12 protein-coding genes are annotated in these 15,801 nt (G+C 70.4%); 10 read left to right on the forward strand and 2 right to left on the reverse strand.

All coding sequences use genetic code 11. The features are described from left to right. Positions 1 to 35: 35 nt before the first annotated feature. Positions 36 to 413, reverse strand: coding sequence for a DUF192 domain-containing protein (locus AC6JA9_RS12450; protein ID WP_141327563.1), 378 nt, complete (start codon positions 411 to 413; stop codon positions 36 to 38). Between the two features lie 17 nt (positions 414 to 430). Here AC6JA9_RS12450 and AC6JA9_RS12455 point away from each other — a divergent pair, with 17 nt between their 5' ends. The 5 genes from AC6JA9_RS12455 (at position 431) to rsmA (ending at position 11,364) form a co-directional block, all read left to right on the forward strand. After that, positions 431 to 934, forward strand: coding sequence for a tRNA (cytidine(34)-2'-O)-methyltransferase (locus AC6JA9_RS12455; RefSeq protein ID WP_223750635.1), 504 nt, complete (start codon positions 431 to 433; stop codon positions 932 to 934). A gap of 34 nt (positions 935 to 968) precedes the next feature. Beyond that, on the forward strand, positions 969 to 6,593 hold the full coding sequence (locus tag AC6JA9_RS12460; protein WP_497959753.1) for a DnaJ domain-containing protein: 5,625 nt from the start codon (positions 969 to 971) through the stop codon (positions 6,591 to 6,593). Between the two features lie 156 nt (positions 6,594 to 6,749). Next, positions 6,750 to 9,419: a response regulator gene (locus AC6JA9_RS12465; RefSeq protein WP_426747291.1), complete on the forward strand. Its 2,670-nt coding sequence runs from the start codon at positions 6,750 to 6,752 to the stop codon at positions 9,417 to 9,419. 55 nt (positions 9,420 to 9,474) lie between these two features. Next, entirely contained in the window at positions 9,475 to 10,470 is a 996-nt protein-coding gene (gene tsaD / locus AC6JA9_RS12470; RefSeq protein ID WP_141330397.1) for a tRNA (adenosine(37)-N6)-threonylcarbamoyltransferase complex transferase subunit TsaD, read from the forward strand. Positions 10,471 to 10,485: 15 nt separating this feature from the next. Then, entirely contained in the window at positions 10,486 to 11,364 is an 879-nt protein-coding gene (gene rsmA, locus AC6JA9_RS12475) for a 16S rRNA (adenine(1518)-N(6)/adenine(1519)-N(6))-dimethyltransferase RsmA (protein WP_223748789.1), read from the forward strand. 22 nt (positions 11,365 to 11,386) lie between these two features. On the opposite strand, the gene AC6JA9_RS12480 is transcribed toward rsmA, so the two are convergent. Beyond that, a complete protein-coding gene (locus tag AC6JA9_RS12480; RefSeq protein ID WP_074957972.1) occupies positions 11,387 to 11,665 on the reverse strand; it encodes a hypothetical protein in 279 nt (92 codons plus the stop codon). 239 nt (positions 11,666 to 11,904) lie between these two features. On the opposite strand from AC6JA9_RS12480, the gene AC6JA9_RS12485 reads away from it, so the two are divergent. From AC6JA9_RS12485 to AC6JA9_RS12505, 5 genes are all read left to right on the forward strand, one after another. Continuing rightward, complete coding sequence (locus AC6JA9_RS12485) at positions 11,905 to 12,549, forward strand: deoxynucleoside kinase (RefSeq protein WP_046712230.1); 645 nt, start codon at positions 11,905 to 11,907, stop codon at positions 12,547 to 12,549. 166 nt (positions 12,550 to 12,715) lie between these two features. After that, on the forward strand, positions 12,716 to 13,636 hold the full coding sequence (gene panB / locus AC6JA9_RS12490; protein ID WP_223784925.1) for a 3-methyl-2-oxobutanoate hydroxymethyltransferase: 921 nt from the start codon (positions 12,716 to 12,718) through the stop codon (positions 13,634 to 13,636). Between the two features lie 3 nt (positions 13,637 to 13,639). Further along, positions 13,640 to 14,494: a pantoate--beta-alanine ligase gene (panC, locus tag AC6JA9_RS12495; protein WP_223784924.1), complete on the forward strand. Its 855-nt coding sequence runs from the start codon at positions 13,640 to 13,642 to the stop codon at positions 14,492 to 14,494. Between the two features lie 16 nt (positions 14,495 to 14,510). After that, positions 14,511 to 14,999, forward strand: a complete 489-nt coding sequence (smpB, locus tag AC6JA9_RS12500) for an SsrA-binding protein SmpB (RefSeq protein WP_141330392.1) — start codon at positions 14,511 to 14,513, stop codon at positions 14,997 to 14,999. A 35-nt stretch (positions 15,000 to 15,034) separates the two neighbouring features. Continuing rightward, positions 15,035 to 15,562 (forward strand): ClpXP protease specificity-enhancing factor SspB, encoded by a 528-nt coding sequence (locus AC6JA9_RS12505; RefSeq protein ID WP_223748792.1) that lies wholly within the window; start codon positions 15,035 to 15,037, stop codon positions 15,560 to 15,562. Positions 15,563 to 15,801 lie beyond the last annotated feature (239 nt).

Below are 15,801 nucleotides of genomic sequence, written 5' to 3' on the forward strand. Positions count from 1 at the left end.
CTCGGAAATCGGTCAAAACTCGTGCGCATCGTGGGTCAGCCAGGGGACATCGGAGCAGAGGAGGCAGGCTCGAAGCTCAAGCGGTCCCCTTCCTGGGTGCCGCTGGCGGCGAGCACGCCCGCGGGCAGCTCCAGGACGGAGCGTGCCTGCAGGTACACGGAGGTGGCCCGCCAGGGGGGCAGGGCCATCATCTGCTTGACGATGCGCCCCTGGGCGTCCAGGAAGGCCACGTCGATGGGAATGCGCATGAAGAACGTGTGGATGGAGTTACAGGGCTGGATGTGGAGGCCCTCGCCCACGGCGAGCTCGGTGCGGCCCATCAACCCCTTGAAGCGGTGGGCGAAGGACGTGGCCTTCTCCGCCCGGTCCGCCAGCGGCCTCTGCCGCGTCTCGTTGGTCACCTTCCAGCGCATGTAGCGCGTTCTACCCCATGCTCGAGCCCCTGGCGCGTCCTCTGCATCTGGTCCTGGTCTCTCCCCAGATTCCCCCCAACACGGGCAACGTGGCCCGCCTCTGCGCGGTGACGGGCTGCCGGCTCATCCTCGTGGAGCCCCTGGGGTTCTCCATCGATGACCGCCAGCTCAAGCGGGCGGGGCTGGACTACTGGGACAAGGTATTTCTCCGCCTGTACCCGACGTATTCGGCCTACGTGGAGGCGTATCCGGAGGCGCGGCGGTGGTTGTTCTCGGCGCGGGCCCAGACGTCGTTGTTCGAGGCGGGGTTCGAGGCGGGGGACCACCTGGTGTTCGGTTCGGAGGTGACGGGGTTGTTGCCGGAGGTGATGGAGGGGGGGACGGGGACGGCGGTGACGATTCCGATGTTGGAGGGGGTTCGGAGCATGAACCTGTCCACGGCGGTGGGGGTGGGGACGTACGAGGCCCTGCGACAGGTCTGTTTCAGCGGGGTGGGCAGGCGGGCACCCTCGGCAAGTTGAGGGGCGGTGTGGAGGGACTACACTGGGGCGCAGGATGACCCCGTCGCAGGCCGCCGAAGCGCTGTATTCCGCCCACAAGTCCCGAGCCACGGGCTGGTTGACGCTGTCCGCTGGAGGGCGTGAGTCGCGGCTGAGCTTGCGCGAGGGAGACCTCGTGGGGGCGCGGCTGGGGTTTGGCTATCAGAGTCCGGCGCAGGCGTTGTTGCAGGGTGGCCTGTTGGACGCGGAGGCGTTGGACGGGTTGTGGGCGCGGGGTGGGGCGGGGGCGCCGGACGAGGATCTGCTGGAGGCGCGGGGGCTGGCCGCGGAGGTGGTGGCGGAGCAGCAGGTGCTCGCGCAGGTGCGCCGGCTGAGTGAGCTGGCGGAGCGCGCGGCCTTCGAGGCGGGGAGTGTGGAGGCGGAGTTCGAGCCCATCTCCGGTGTGAGGGTGGTGCGGGCGGCGCTGGAGCGGGGTGGGGCGGAGGTGGCGGGGCCGCGGGTGTATCGGTGCGCGGAGGTGTCCGCGTGCGCGCCGTGGGTGACGGATGCGGGGGAGCGGGAGTTTCTGGCGACGCTCGGGGAGTTCCGGCGGCCGGAGGGGTTGACGCCCGCGCACGAGGCGTTGCTGCTCGTGCTGGAGCGGGAGGGGGCGGTCGAGGCGCTGTCGGTGGAGGAGTGGGAGGCGCGGGAGGAGGCGAGGCGACGGGCGGAGGAGGAGGCGCGGCTCGCGGAAGAGGCGCGGCGGGCCGAAGAGGCGCGGCTCCGTGCGGAGGAAGAGCGTCGGGTTGAAGAGGCTCGGCTCGCTGAAGAGGCCCGACTTCGTGCGGAGGAGGAGCGTCGGGCTGAAGAGGCGCGACTGGCTGAAGAGGCCCGGCTTCGTGCGGAGGAAGAGCGTCGGGCCGAAGAGGCGCGACTGGCTGAAGAGGCCCGCCTCGCTGAAGAGGCCCGCCTCGCTGAAGAGGCGCGGCAGGCTGAAGAGGCCCGCCTCGCTGAAGAGGCCCGACTTCGTGCGGAGGAGGAGCGTCGGGCTGAAGAGGCCCGTCTCGCTGAAGAGGCGCGACTGGCGGAAGAGGCTCGGCTCGCTGAAGAGGCCCGTCTCCGTGCAGAGGAAGAGCGTCGGGCCGAAGAGGCGCGACTGGCTGAAGAGGCCCGTCTCGCTGAAGAGGCTCGTCTCGCTGAAGAGGCCCGCCTCGCTGAAGAGGCCCGCCTCGCTGAAGAGGCCCGGCTCCGTGCGGAGGAAGAGCGTCGGGCTGAAGAGGCGCGACTGGCCGAAGAGGCCCGCCTCGCTGAAGAGGCCCGGCTCCGTGCAGAGGAAGCGCGTCGGGCTGAAGAGGCCCGCCTCGCTGAAGAGGCGCGGTTGGCTGAAGAGGCCCGCCTCGCTGAAGAGGCTCGTCTCGCCGAAGAGGCCCGGCTTCGTGCGGAGGAAGAGCGTCGGGCCGAAGAAGAGCGACTGGCCGAAGAGGCGCGACTGGCTGAAGAGGCTCGGCTCGCTGAAGAGGCCCGGCTCCGTGCGGAGGAAGAGCGTCGGGCCGAAGAGGCGCGACTGGCTGAAGAGGCTCGTCTCGCTGAGGAGGCCCGCCTCGCTGAAGAGGCGCGGCTGGCCGAAGAGGCGCGACTGGCTGAAGAGGCTCGGCTCGCTGAAGAGGCCCGGCTCCGTGCGGAGGAAGAGCGTCAGGCCGAAGAGGCGCGGCTCCGTGCGGAGGAAGAGCGTCGGGTTGAAGAGGCTCGGCTCGCTGAAGAGGCCCGACTTCGTGCGGAGGAGGAGCGTCGGGCTGAAGAGGCGCGACTGGCTGAAGAGGCCCGGCTTCGTGCGGAGGAAGAGCGTCGGGCCGAAGAGGCGCGACTGGCTGAGGAGGCCCGCCTCGCTGAAGAGGCGCGGCTGGCCGAAGAGGTGCGACTGGCTGAAGAGGCTCGTCTCGCTGAGGAGGCCCGCCTCGCTGAAGAGGCGCGGCTGGCCGAAGAGGCCCGCCTCGCTGAAGAGGCCCGTCTCGCTGAAGAGGCCCGCCTCGCTGAAGAGGCCCGGCTCCGTGCAGAGGAAGCGCGTCGGGCTGAAGAGGCCCGCCTCGCTGAAGAGGCCCGCCTCGCTGAAGAAGCTCGTCTCGCCGAAGAGGCCCGGCTTCGTGCGGAGGAAGAGCGTCGGGCCGAAGAGGCGCGACTGGCTGAGGAGGCCCGCCTCGCTGAAGAGGCGCGGCTGGCCGAAGAGGCCCGCCTCGCTGAAGAGGCCCGTCTCGCTGAAGAGGCCCGCCTCGCTGAAGAGGCCCGGCTCCGTGCAGAGGAAGCGCGTCGGGCTGAAGAGGCTCGTCTCGCTGAAGAGGCCCGCCTCGCTGAAGAAGCTCGTCTCGCCGAAGAGGCCCGGCTTCGTGCGGAGGAAGAGCGTCGGGCCGAAGAGGCGCGACTGGCTGAAGAGGCCCGTCTCGCTGAAGAAGCTCGTCTCGCCGAAGAGGCCCGGCTTCGTGCGGAGGAAGAGCGTCGGGCCGAAGAGGCGCGACTGGCCGAAGAGGCTCGTCTCGCTGAAGAGGCCCGCATCCGTGCGGAGGAAGAGCGTCGAGCCGAAGAGGCGCGACTGGCCGAAGAGGCCCGCCTCGCTGAAGAGGCCCGTCTTGCTGAAGAGGCTCGTCTCGCTGAAGAGGCCCGGCTTCGTGCGGAGGAGGAGCGTCGGGCTGAAGAGGCCCGTCTCGCTGAAGAAGTCCGCCTCGCTGAAGAGGCCCGGCTCCGTGCAGAGGAAGCGCGTCGGGCTGAAGAGGCCCGCCTCGCTGAAGAGGCGCGGCTGGCTGAAGAGGCGCGACTGGCTGAAGAGGCCCGCCTCGCTGAAGAAGCCCGCCTCGCGGAAGAGGCCCGGCTTCGTGCGGAGGAAGAGCGTCGGGCCGAAGAGGCGCGACTGGCTGAAGAGGCCCGCCTCGCTGAAGAGGCGCGACTGGCCGAAGAGGCCCGGCTTCGTGCGGAGGAAGAGCGTCGGGTCGAAGAGGCGCGACTGGCTGAAGAGGCTCGTCTCGCTGAAGAAGCGCGACTGGCTGAAGTGGCTCGTCTCGCTGAAGAGGCCCGCCTTGCTGAAGAGGCCCGGCTTCGTGCGGAGGAGGAGCGCCGGGCTGAAGAGGCCCGTCTCGCTGAAGAAGCTCGGCTTGCTGAAGAGGCCCGTCTCGCTGAAGAGGCGCGGCTTCGTGCGGAGGAGGAGCGTCGGGCCGAAGAGGCCCGCCTTGTCGAAGAGGCCCGCCTCGCGGAAGAAACGCGACTGGCTGAAGAGGCTCGCCTGGCCGAAGAGGCCCGGTTGGCTGAAGAGGCCCGTCTCGCTGAAGAGGCGCGGCTTCGTGCGGAGGAAGAGCGTCGGGCCGAAGAGTCTCGCCTTCGTGAAGAGGAAGGACGTCGGGCTGAAGAGGCTCGTCTCGTTGAGGAAGCGCGAGTGGCAGAAGAGGCTCGCGCTGCGGAAGCGGCCCGGCAGGCAGAGGAAGCCCGCGTGGCCGAAGAGGAGCGTCTCACAGAGGAGGCCCGCGTAGCCGAAGAGGCTCGCCTTGCTGAAGAAGCTCGGCTTCGTGAAGAGGACGAGCGCCTCGCGGAGGAAGCCCGCCTCGCCGAAGAAGCCCGTCGCGCCGAAGAGCTCCGACTCGAGGTCGAGCGTCGCAGGGCCGACGCGGTCCGCCGCGCGAAAGAGGCACGTCAGGCCGAACAGGCCCGCCTCGCGGAAGAACAGCACCAGGCCGAACAGGCCCGCCTCGCGGAAGAACAGCACCAGGCCGAGCAGGCCCGTCTCGCGGAGACCCAGGCCCTCCAACTCCCTGCCCCCACGGCCTCCACCCAGGAGGACATCGGCGAACTGATGCTCGACGTCGGCGACATCATCCCTGCCGACGACGTCGAGGAAGTCCCACCTCCCTCCTCATCCCGCGCCTCCAACGTCCCGCCGCTCGCGGCCTCCTCTCAATCCGGCCTCCCCCTCCATGGCGAGAGCCGCGAGGCCCTCCGCTCCGCCAGGGACCGCGCCCAGGCCGAGCTCCTCCACGACATGGAGGAGGCCCTTCGCCGCTCGAAGTCCCAGCCCCTCGAGCCCTGGCTCGCGGAGGAGCCGGCGCGCTCCGTCGTCCCGCCCACCCGCACCAAGGACCAGGTCCCCGTCCAGGACGAGTCCTGGCGCGCGACGCAGACCTCCCTCACCCCGGAGCCGGAGCCCGAGGACCTCCCCCTGCTCGAGGCCGAACCCGAGCCCGAGCTCTGGGCGGAGGCCGTCCCCGCCGCCGAGCCGCTCCCCACCCCGCCGCCCCGCGCCGCCTCAGGCCCCCCCGTCCTCACGCCGGTCGACCCCCCCGTTCTCACGGCGGACATGGACACCCTCATCGAGGGCTCCCCCGAGGACGCCGCCGACGACAGCCTGTGGGCCTCCCGTCCGGCCCCAGTCGCCGCGCCGCCCCCTCTGCGCCTGGGGCCCACGCCCGCCAAGAACAAGCGAGCCAGCGAGGACGACCTGTGGCGCATCGTCTCCTTCGACAAGGACGAAGCCGCCGAAACCCTCACGGCCTCCTTCGAAGCCGCCCTCCAGCAGGTGGATGCCCACCTGGAAACGCTCGTCCGCTCGGATGTCAATCAGGCGAACGTCGGCGCGGAGGAGCCCCCGGTCGAAGCCATCGTCGAAGCAACCATTGAAGCGGACTTCGAGACCTTCCCCGGTGACAACACCGGCCCAACTGGCGAGACTGCGTGGTCCGAGCCGTCTGGAGACTTGGACGACTGGGACTTCGACGAGGACGACGTGGCGGCAGACCCCTCCAATCCCGACGAGGCCGCGAAGCTCCGGCGCCAGCGCTTGCTGCGCCGTGCGATGGAGAACATGGGCGTGCTCGGAGGACGCGGGACCCCCGCCGCCCCCGTGGGCGCCGCCCCTGTCACCGAGTCCGGCCCCGCCGTGCCCGCCGCCCCCACCGAGCCCCCCAAGCCGGATGAGGCCCGTCAGGCCCAGCTCATCGAGCAGCGCTACGCCGACGTGCAGGCCCGCAAGGATCACTTCTACGTCCTCGGCGTCCCCCAGGATGCCCCCAGGGATCAGGTGAAGGCCGCCTTCCTGAGCCTGGCCAAGGTCTTCCACCCCGACAGGCTGCCGCCGACGCTGCCGCACCTGGCGCAGAAGATAACGTCCGTCTTCGAGGCCATCCGCGAGGCCTACGAGGTCCTCTACGACGACGCCCGCCGCAAGGCCTACATCCAGACGCTCCAGGCCCAGCAGTCGCTGCCCAAGGCGCCGCCAGCGCCGGGCGGGTCCTCCGGGTCCGCGCGCCCCGCACCGGGACGCCCGGAGAGCAGCCCCGATGACCTCTACAAGATGGGCGAGGTCTACTTCCGCAAGCGCGACTTCACCACCGCGTCGGAGCACTACGAGCGCGCCCACGCCCTGGACCCCAAGGCCACCTACCTGGCCGCGCGCGCCTGGGCCATCTACATGGACCCCGCCCGGAAGGCGGACATGCCCAAGGCCAAGCAGATGATGCTGGACGCGGTCAAGGCCGACCCGAACTGCGACCGCGCGCACTACCAGCTGGGCGTCATCGCCCGGGTCGAGGGCGACATGGACCGGGCCGAGCGCCACTTCCGCGAGGCGGTGCGCGCCAACTCCAAGCACCTGGAGGCCAACCAGGAGCTGCGGCTGATCGACATGCGCAAGAAGAACCCACCCAAGAAGGGCGGGTTCTTCCGCTGAGGCCGCGCTCGTAGCGCTTCACCCCGCGCCCGGGCGGCCGGGGGGCAGCCAGTCCCTCCGTCGTTCCAACCCATTGACATGCCTGGAAAGCGGGCAGGATGCTCCCCGCGCCGGGCTCTTCCGCGAATCGTCCTCCGTAGATGAAAGGCAAGTAACGTGGCCAAGCAGCACCTGCTCCTGGTGGATGGGGACGCGAAGAGTCTCCGCGTGATGGAGGTCAGCCTGAAGAAGGCGGGCTTCTCCGTGACGACGGCCATCCACGGCAAGGACGCCATCGAGAAGGTGCAGATCAGCCCACCGGACCTGGTGCTCGCGGACACCAAGATGCCGGAGATGGACGGCTTCGAGCTGTGCAAGGCGCTCAAGTCCGACGAGCGCTTCAAGTTCATCCCGTTCGTCTTCCTGACGAGTCAGAAGTCGGTCGAGTTCAAGGTGCGCGGCCTGGAGCTGGGCGGCGACGACTACCTGACCAAGCCGATCTACATCAAAGAGATCGTCACCCGCGTGAAGATGATCCTCCAGAAGGCGGAGAAGGAGAGGATCGAGAAGCGGGAGACGACGAAGGGTGGCTTCGGCGGCAGCCTCGCGGACATGGGCGTGGTGGACCTGGTCCAGACGTTCGAGATCGGCCGCAAGACGGGCGTCATCTCCATCCAGGGCGAGCGCACCGGCACCGTCTACTTCAAGGAAGGCCGCGTCATCGACGCGGAGCTGGGCCGGCTCAAGGGCGAGAACGCCTTCTACCGGCTGCTCAACACCTTCGAGGGACAGTTCGACGTCCAGTTCACCTCGCTGGACCGCCCCGAGCGCATCGAGATCTCCACGCAGGGCCTGCTGATGGAGGGCATGCGTCGCCTCGATGAGTGGGGCCGCATGCTCGAGCAGCTGCCTCCGTTGGAGACGGTGTTCGAGATCGACTACCACCAGCTCGCCGACCGGCTCTCGGAGATTCCCGACGAGGTGAACGGCCTGTTGCGCTTGTTCGACGGCAAGCGCGCGCTGAGCCGCGTGGTGGAGGACTCGGACTTCGAGGACCTGGCCGCGCTGGGCATCATCAGCAAGCTGTACTTCGAGGGCCTCATCCGGGAGCTGGGCAACGCGCCGCTGGAGCCGGTGCAGAGCAGCAAGCCCGGCATCGAGCAGTGGCTCAACGCGGCCCCGCCGCCCACGCCCATCGAGCCCGCGCCGCCGGAGCCCGTCGCCCCCGAGCCCGTCGCCCCTCCGCCGGAGCCGGCCGCGCGGGTGATGCCGCCCAGCGTGCTCGCGCCGCCCGCGGGCGTCGAGGAGGAGCCCGTCACGGCTCCGCCCGAGGAGCCCGAGCCCACGCCCGCCGCCCCCGCGCACGCGGTGCCCGCCAACGTCGTCGTGTTCCCCGCGCGCCCCAAGCGCCCCCTGGGCATGGTGGACGAGACGGCGGACGCGGATGGCGAAGCGCCCACGCTGCCTCCGGCCGTCGCGGAGGGGTCGTCCTTCCTCGTGGAGCCGCCGCCGGCGCATCGCGCGACGGAGCACGCGCGCCGCAGCCTGCTGCTCGACTGGAACCGCGTGGACACCGAGGGCATCAGCGCGCCCACCACGTGGGGCCCGTCCTCCGTGTGGGCCTCGGGCCCGCGAGGCTTCGGAGGGCAGGGGGGCTCCGCGCCGCAGCCCGCGCCCGTCTCCGAGCCGCCCGCGCCCGCGCGAGCGCCCATCTTCGGAGGCGCGGCGGTGGGGCCCAACCCGTTCCCGCCCGTGCCGCCGCCCGCGCCCGCGCCTCCGTCGTCCGAGGTGACGCTGGTGAGCGGCCGCGACGTCCCGGCCGTCGACGTCGACACCCTCCCCGAGGTGGAAGAGGTCCCCGCCGCGCCGCCGCAGCAGCTCGCCCTGCCGCCCTATCCGGGGCATGGCGCGCCCGAGCGCCCGGCGGCCCCCTCCATCCCGGAGGAGCCGCTGACGCCAGCCGCGCCGCCGCCCACGCTCATCACCCCCGCGACGCCACAGCCCATCGTGGCCCCCACGCCCGTGGCGCCTCCGGTGCTCGCGCAGACGCCGAAGCCCGCGACGCCGACGCCGGCACCGCCCGTGTCCCATGCGGAGGACGTGGCGGCGGTGCGCCCGCGTCGCACGGGCCTCTATGTGGGCGGCGCGCTGCTGCTCATCGGCGCCGTGGTCGCGGTGGTGGCGTTCGGCGGCGGGGACAAGCCTCCCGCCGAGACGCCCCCGAAGGTGGAGACGGTCCAGACGCCCGAGCCCCAGAAGCCCGCCGCGGTCATCGCGCCGGTGGCCGAGCCCGACTCGGGCACCACCGCCGTGGTCCAGGCCCCGGTCGACGCGGGCGCGCAGGGGACGCCCGACGCGGGGAGCGCCGTCGTCCAGACGCCGCCCGCCGCCGTGGACGCCGGTACCGCCGTGGTGGAGGCGCCTGCCTCCGGCGCGGACTCGGGCACCCCCGTCGCCCCGGCGGTGGACCCGGAGGTCGAGTACGCGAGCCTCATCAAGCAGGCCAAGAGCGCCACGGTGGGCGGACGGCACAAGACGGCGGCCGCGAACTACCGCAAGGCGATGGGCCTCAAGCCGGACTCCACCGAGGCCAAGGCCGGGCTGGGCATCGCCCTGGTGAACGGCTTCGAGTCCGAGTCCGCCTTCCGCGAGGCCACCAAGCTGCTGGTGGACGTGGTCCGGGACGATGAGAAGAACGCGCGGGCCTGGCTGTCGCTCGGCATGGCGTACCAGTCCATCGGCAAGAATTCCGAGGCGGGACGGGCCTACAACCAGTATTTGAAGCTGGAACCGTCGGGGGCCTCCGCCAACGAGGTCCGCGCCATGCTCAAGTCGCTCGGCAACTGAGCGGGCGGCGGACGTCCTGGTCGCTCCCGCCCTGCTGGAAGTGAAGTGAGTCGCCTTGCTCGTCCTCGGCCTGGAAACCTCCTGTGATGAGACCGCCGCCGCCCTCGTGGAGGACGGCCGGCGCGTGCTGTCGGACGTCGTCTCCACCCAGGTGGACATCCACCGTCGCTGGGGCGGGGTGGTGCCGGAGCTCGCCTCGCGCAACCACATCGTCCAGGTGATGCCGGTGGTGCACGAGGCGCTCACGCGCGCCCAGAAGACGCTCGACGACGTGGACCTCATCGCCGTCACGTCCGGCCCGGGGCTCATCGGCGCGCTGCTGGTGGGGCTGCAGGTGGCCAAGGGGCTGAGCCTCGCCACCGGCAAGCCCTTCGTCGGCGCCAACCACCTCGAGGGCCACCTGCTCGCCATCCGGCTCCTGGAGGACGCGCCGGAGCCGCCGTTCCTCGGGCTCGTCGTCTCCGGTGGGCACACCAGCCTCTACGAGGTGAAGGAGTTCGGGCACTACCGGCTGGTGGGCAGCACGCGCGACGACGCCGCGGGCGAGGCCTACGACAAGACGGCGCGCATCCTCGGGTTGCCGTACCCGGGCGGGCTGCCCATCGACCAGCTCGCGCAGAAGGGGAACCCGGAGGCCATCCGCTTCCCGCGCGCGCTGCCCGGCGACAACTTCGATGTCTCCTTCTCCGGCCTGAAGACGGCGGTGCTGCAGCACACGAAGAAGCACGGCGTTCCGGAGGGGCAGGCGCTCGCGGACCTGTGCGCGTCCTTCCAGGAGGCGGTGGCGGACGTGCTGTCCAAGAAGCTGGTGGCCGCCGCGCGCCGGCTGGGCCACAAGCAGCTGGTGCTGTGCGGGGGCGTGGCCGCCAACTCGCGCCTCAGGGCCCTGTGTCAGCAGCGCGCCGAGGAGCGGGGGCTGCGCATGTTCCTGCCGCCGGTGCGTTTGTGCACGGACAATGGCGCGATGATCGCCGTCGCGGGGTATGAGGCGTGGCGCCGCGGCTTGCGCGGTGATTTCCGCCTGGCGGCCGACCCCGCCTGGCGCATGTAGAAGAGGGACACCCGGGTGGAATCGCCGCGAGACATCCTCAAGCGCCACGGCCTGCGCGCCAAGTACAGCTGGGGCCAGAACTTCCTCGGAGACGAGGACGCGCTCAGCACCATCGCCGACGCGCTGCACCTGCGCGAGGGCGAGCCCGTTGTCGAGCTGGGCCCGGGCCTGGGCCACCTCACGCGCTTCCTCGCCGCCACGGGCGCGAAGGTGACGGCCGTGGAGCGCGACCGGGACATGGTCACGGTGCTGGAGAAGGAGGCGATTCCCGGTGTGCGCGTGGTGGCGGGCAACGCCGCCACCGTGAACTTCGCCGAGGTGGCCGGCGCGCCCGACGTGGCCGTCGCGGGCAATCTTCCGTACCACCTCACCAGCTCCATCCTCTTCCAGGTGCTGGAGCAGCGCGCCCATGTGTCGCGCGCCGTCTTCACGCTCCAGAAGGAGGTGGTGGAGCGCCTGGCCGCGGAGCCTGGCACTCGCGACTACGGCCTGCTCACGGTGCTGCTCGGCCTGCACTTCGACGCGGAGAACGTGCTCACGCTGGAGGCGTGGCGCTTCCATCCGCCACCGAAGGTGGACTCCGCGGTGCTGTCGCTCACGCGCCGCGCGTCACCGCGCGCGCCCATCATCGACGAGGCCCGCTTCACCCGCGTGGTGAAGGCCGCCTTCGCCCAGCGCCGCAAGACGCTGCTCAACTCGCTCAAGTCGGACAAGACGCTGGCCACGCCCGACGCGCTCCTCGCCGCGCTCCAGACGGCGGGAATCGACCCGCAGCGCCGCGCGGAGACGCTCTCGCCGGAGGAGTTCGCCGCCCTGGAGCGCGCGCTCGGACCGGTGGCTCCCGGTCGCTCGCCGCCGTCGGTGGACCTCTCGGACGACGGCGCGGACGAGTAGGGCAGGGGGCCCGGCGCGGGCCCTACCGGCCCCGCAGCCCGAGGAGCTGACCCAGGCCGCCCTGCTGCTCCAGGAACGCCCGGAACTCGTCCTCGGGGATGCGCATGCGCGTCAGCACGTCGCGGAGGATGTCCTCCACGGAGCCATCCTTGCGGCGCTTGAGCTCCAGCGCCGTCTTCAGCAGCACGACGCCATAGAGCGGATCCGCCTCCATGGGAGGTGGAGTCTCGGCCTTGGGCGTGGCGCTCGGGCGAGCCTCCTCGAGCCGCACCACTGTCTTCGCCCGCTGCCTCCCACTCATGACCGAAGGGCACCCCGCGCACACGCCATGGAATCGCGCGGCAACCTAGGGGGAGCCCACCCACAGCGTCAAGCGAGCCCTGGGATTCCCGCCGCCACCCCGGGCATGGAAAAATCGCCGGACCCCGGTGCCCAGGTTGTGTTATCCGCGCCCCCACGCGTGGCCCCGCGACCTGTTTTCCCAGGTGGAGAATCACCGGGGCCTCATCGCGCGTTTTCCGGGTCGGGAGGCCTCGGCGGATGGACTACCGGTACATCGTGGTCGAGGGGCCCATTGGCGTCGGCAAGACGAGCCTCTCCAACATCCTCTCCGAGCGGCTGAGCGCGCGCCGCGTGCTCGAGGTCGTGGAGGAGAACCCCTTCCTGTCCAGCTTCTACACGGACCGGCAGAAGTTCGGCTTCCAGACGCAGATCTTTTTCCTCTTGTCGCGCTTCCGGCAGCAGCAGGAGCTGTTCCAGCAGGACCTGTTCCGCTCGGTCACGGTCAGCGACTACCTGTTCGCCAAGGACCGCATCTTCGCCCACCTCAACCTGGACGCCCACGAGCTCGCCCTCTACGAGCGCGTCTTCGAGGCGCTCGGGCCCCGCGTCACCAAGCCCGACGTCGTCGTCTACCTCCAGGCCCGCCTCGACGTGCTGCTGCAACGCATCAAGAAGCGCGGCCGCGAGTTCGAGCGCAAGTTCGACTCCGGCTACCTGGAGGGGCTGGTCCACGCGTACAACAACTTCTTCTTCCACTACACGGAGACGCCGCTCCTCGTGGTGGACACCTCGGACATTGATTTCGTGAATAACGAGGCGGACCGGGAAGACCTGTTGGCGGCCATCCGCAAGGCGAAGCCGGGGACGCAGCACTACCTGCCCAAGGCGTCGCGGCGTCCCTGAAATCGGCCTCCCGACGGGTCGCCCGCTTGTTGAGGCCCCACGGCCGGGGCGAGGGCGTTAGAGTGCGGGGGTCGGCTTCGAAGCTTCCGGCGATCCCTGACGGGACGGCGAGGGGCCCGGGGTCGGCACTTTGCCGTATCCACCCTCACCCACCAGGAGGTGAACCGTGAAGGACAAGGTCACCATCCATTCGCTGAAGCGCCTGAAGCAGATCGGCCAGAAGATCTGCATGGTCACCGCGTACGACGCCACGTTCGCCCACATCCTCGACCAGTCGGGCGCGGACGTGCTGCTCATCGGTGACTCGTTGGGCATGGTCATCCAGGGCCATGACTCCACGCTGCCCGTGACGATGGACCAGATGGTCTACCACTCGGCGGCGGTGGCTCGCGGAACGAAGCGCGCCCACGTCGTGGCCGACCTGCCCTTCATGAGCTACCAGGTGTCCGTCCAGGAGGCGGTCCGCAACGCGGGCAGGCTCATCTCCGAGGGCGGTGCGGGCAGCGTGAAGCTGGAGGGCGGCGCGGAGTTCGCGGACACTGTGCGCGCCATCGTCCGCGCGAGCATCCCCGTCATGGGGCACCTGGGCCTGACGCCCCAGTCGGTGCACAAGATGGGCGGCTATGTCGTCCAGGGGCGCGACGAGGACCAGGCCCGGCAGCTCGTGGAGGACGCGCTCGCGCTGGAGGCCGCGGGGGCCTACGCGCTGGTGCTGGAGGGCGTGCCGATGGAGCTGGCGCGCACGATTACGCAGAAGCTGAGCATCCCCGTCATCGGCATCGGCGCGGGTCGTCACTGCGACGGGCAGGTGCTGGTCTGCTACGACCTCTTGGGGATGAACCCGGACTTCAAGCCCAAGTTCGTCAAGCGCTACGCGGACCTGCACGGCTCCATCACCGGCGCCGCCCAGGTCTACTTCGACGAGGTCCGCCAGGGCGCGTTCCCGGACGACGACCACTCGTTCAAGGCGACCAAGACGCTGCGCGCCGTGGCGCCCGCCGTCCCCGTGCCCGGCCCGCGCGCCGAGGTGCCGGTGGCGGCCGAGGGTGAGGAGAAGATCGGCCCCGTCTACGGAATCCCGGTCTAGCGCATGGCGCCCGCCGTCCTGCGAACCGTGGAGGAAGTGAAGGCGTGGGCGGCGGGTCTTGCCCGTGAGGGGCGCCGGCTCGCGCTGGTGCCCACCATGGGCTACCTGCACGAAGGGCACCTCTCGCTCATCCGTGAGGGGCGCCGTCGTGCCGACGTGGTGGCCGTTTCCATCTTCGTCAACCCCACCCAGTTCGGGCCCAAGGAGGACCTCTCGCGCTACCCGCGCGACTTCGAGGGAGACCTGACGAAGTGTGGCGAGGCCGGAGCGGACGTCGTCTTCGCGCCCACGCCCGAGGTCATGTACCCCCCGGGCTATCAGACGTACGTCGAGGTGACGGAGGTGAGCCAGGGGCTGTGTGGCGAGCGGCGTCCGGGGCACTTCCGGGGCGTGGCCACCATCGTCACGCAGCTGCTCGCACTCTTCCGGCCGGCCGTCGCGCTGTTCGGGGAGAAGGACTACCAGCAACTGCAGGTCATCAAGGCCTTCAACCGGGATTTGCACCTGGGCGTGGACATCGTCGGAATGCCGACGGTCCGCGAGCCCGACGGGCTGGCGATGAGCAGCCGCAATGCCTACTTGTCCACCGAGGAGCGGCAGCGGGCGCTGTCCCTGTCGCGAGGACTGCGGGCGGCGCTCACCCTTCTTCACGGAGGCACGCGGGATGCCGTGGCCCTGACGGGTGCTGTGCGGCACGAATTGGCCGCGGCGGGCCTGCGCGAGGATTACGTCGCGCTGGTGGATGCCGAGCGCCTGACGCCGCTGGACGTGGTAACGCCGGGGCGGGCTGCTCGCCTGCTCGTGGCGGCCTTCAGCGGCAACACACGCCTCATCGACAACATGGCATTGGGCGGTTAGGAGACCCACGACACGTATGGCATCGGGTGGAAAGTCGAAGGGGCCGGCGGGCGGCGAACAGGTCAGGCTCATCGCCGAGAATCGGCGTGCGCGCTTCGACTACACCGTGGACGAGAAGGTGGAAGCCGGCCTGGAGCTGACGGGAAGCGAGGTGAAGTCGCTGCGTGACGGGGTGGCCAATCTCTCGGACGCGTATGCCCTGCCCAAGGGGAGCGAGCTGTTCCTGCTCAATGCCCACATCGGTTCCTACAAGTCCGCCAGCGTGTTCGACCATCTGCCCACACGCGGCCGGAAGCTGCTGATGCACCGGGCGGAAATCGACCGGTGGACCACGAAGGTGCGGGAGCGTGGGTATTCCATCATCCCGCTGATGCTGTATTTCAAGAAGGGGCGCGCGAAGGTGGAGCTCGGGTTGTGTCGGGGCAAGACACACGAGGACCGGCGCCAGGACATCAAGGAGCGGGAGACGAAGCGGGAGATGGACCGGGCCGTGCGCCGACGCTGACGTGGCGCGCCCGAATTTCTCTTCGCCGTACACCGATGGACGACAAGAAGGATTTGGACAAGAAGGAGCGGCTGCTCGCCTCGCTGGACCAGGGGATGGTGATGATCCACCTGGACGCGCGCAGGCCCGGTGTGCTCGTTCCCGCTTCATTGCGAGGAGAGGCGCACCTGCGCCTCAACCTCTCGTATCGCTTCGACCCGCCGGACCTCACGGTGGGCGAGTGGGGCGTGCGCTGCACGCTGAGCTTCTCGGGGTCGCGGTTCAAGGTGGCGGTGCCGTGGTCGGCGCTGTTCGCCATCGCCAGCCACGTGACGAAGGAGTCATGGATGTACATGGAGGACATGCCCCCGGAGCTGCTCCAGCAGCCGGTGGCGGCGCGTCCTCAGCCGCAGCCGGTGCCGGTGGCCTCGGAGCGTCCGCGCACCTTCCTGCGTGAGGTGCCCGCGGAGCCGGTGGCCGAGGAGGCCCCGGTCGCCGCTCCGCCGCCTCCGGAGGTGACTCCCGAGGGGCCGAAGGATGACTCTCCGCCGCCGCGTCGGGGGCACCTGCGTCTGGTGAAGTGACGACCGGAGGGGGCCACGTTCCAGGTGGCCCGCTTCGGACCCGGCTGCTTCCCTCGAAGTACGGACTCCTCCGCGCGCGACTCGACAGCAGCGGGGCCACACGTGCGGCTCACCGCTGCGGCGTTGCCTCAAGCCGCGAGAACTCACCTTCGAGTGCCGTGCCGCGAGCGGCCACCCGTGCAGTGTGCGGCTTACCGCTGAGCGTCACTTCGAGCCGCCCGCTCCTGCGTCCGAGGACC

It is taken from the genome of Myxococcus sp. MH1 (assembly GCF_059738865.1).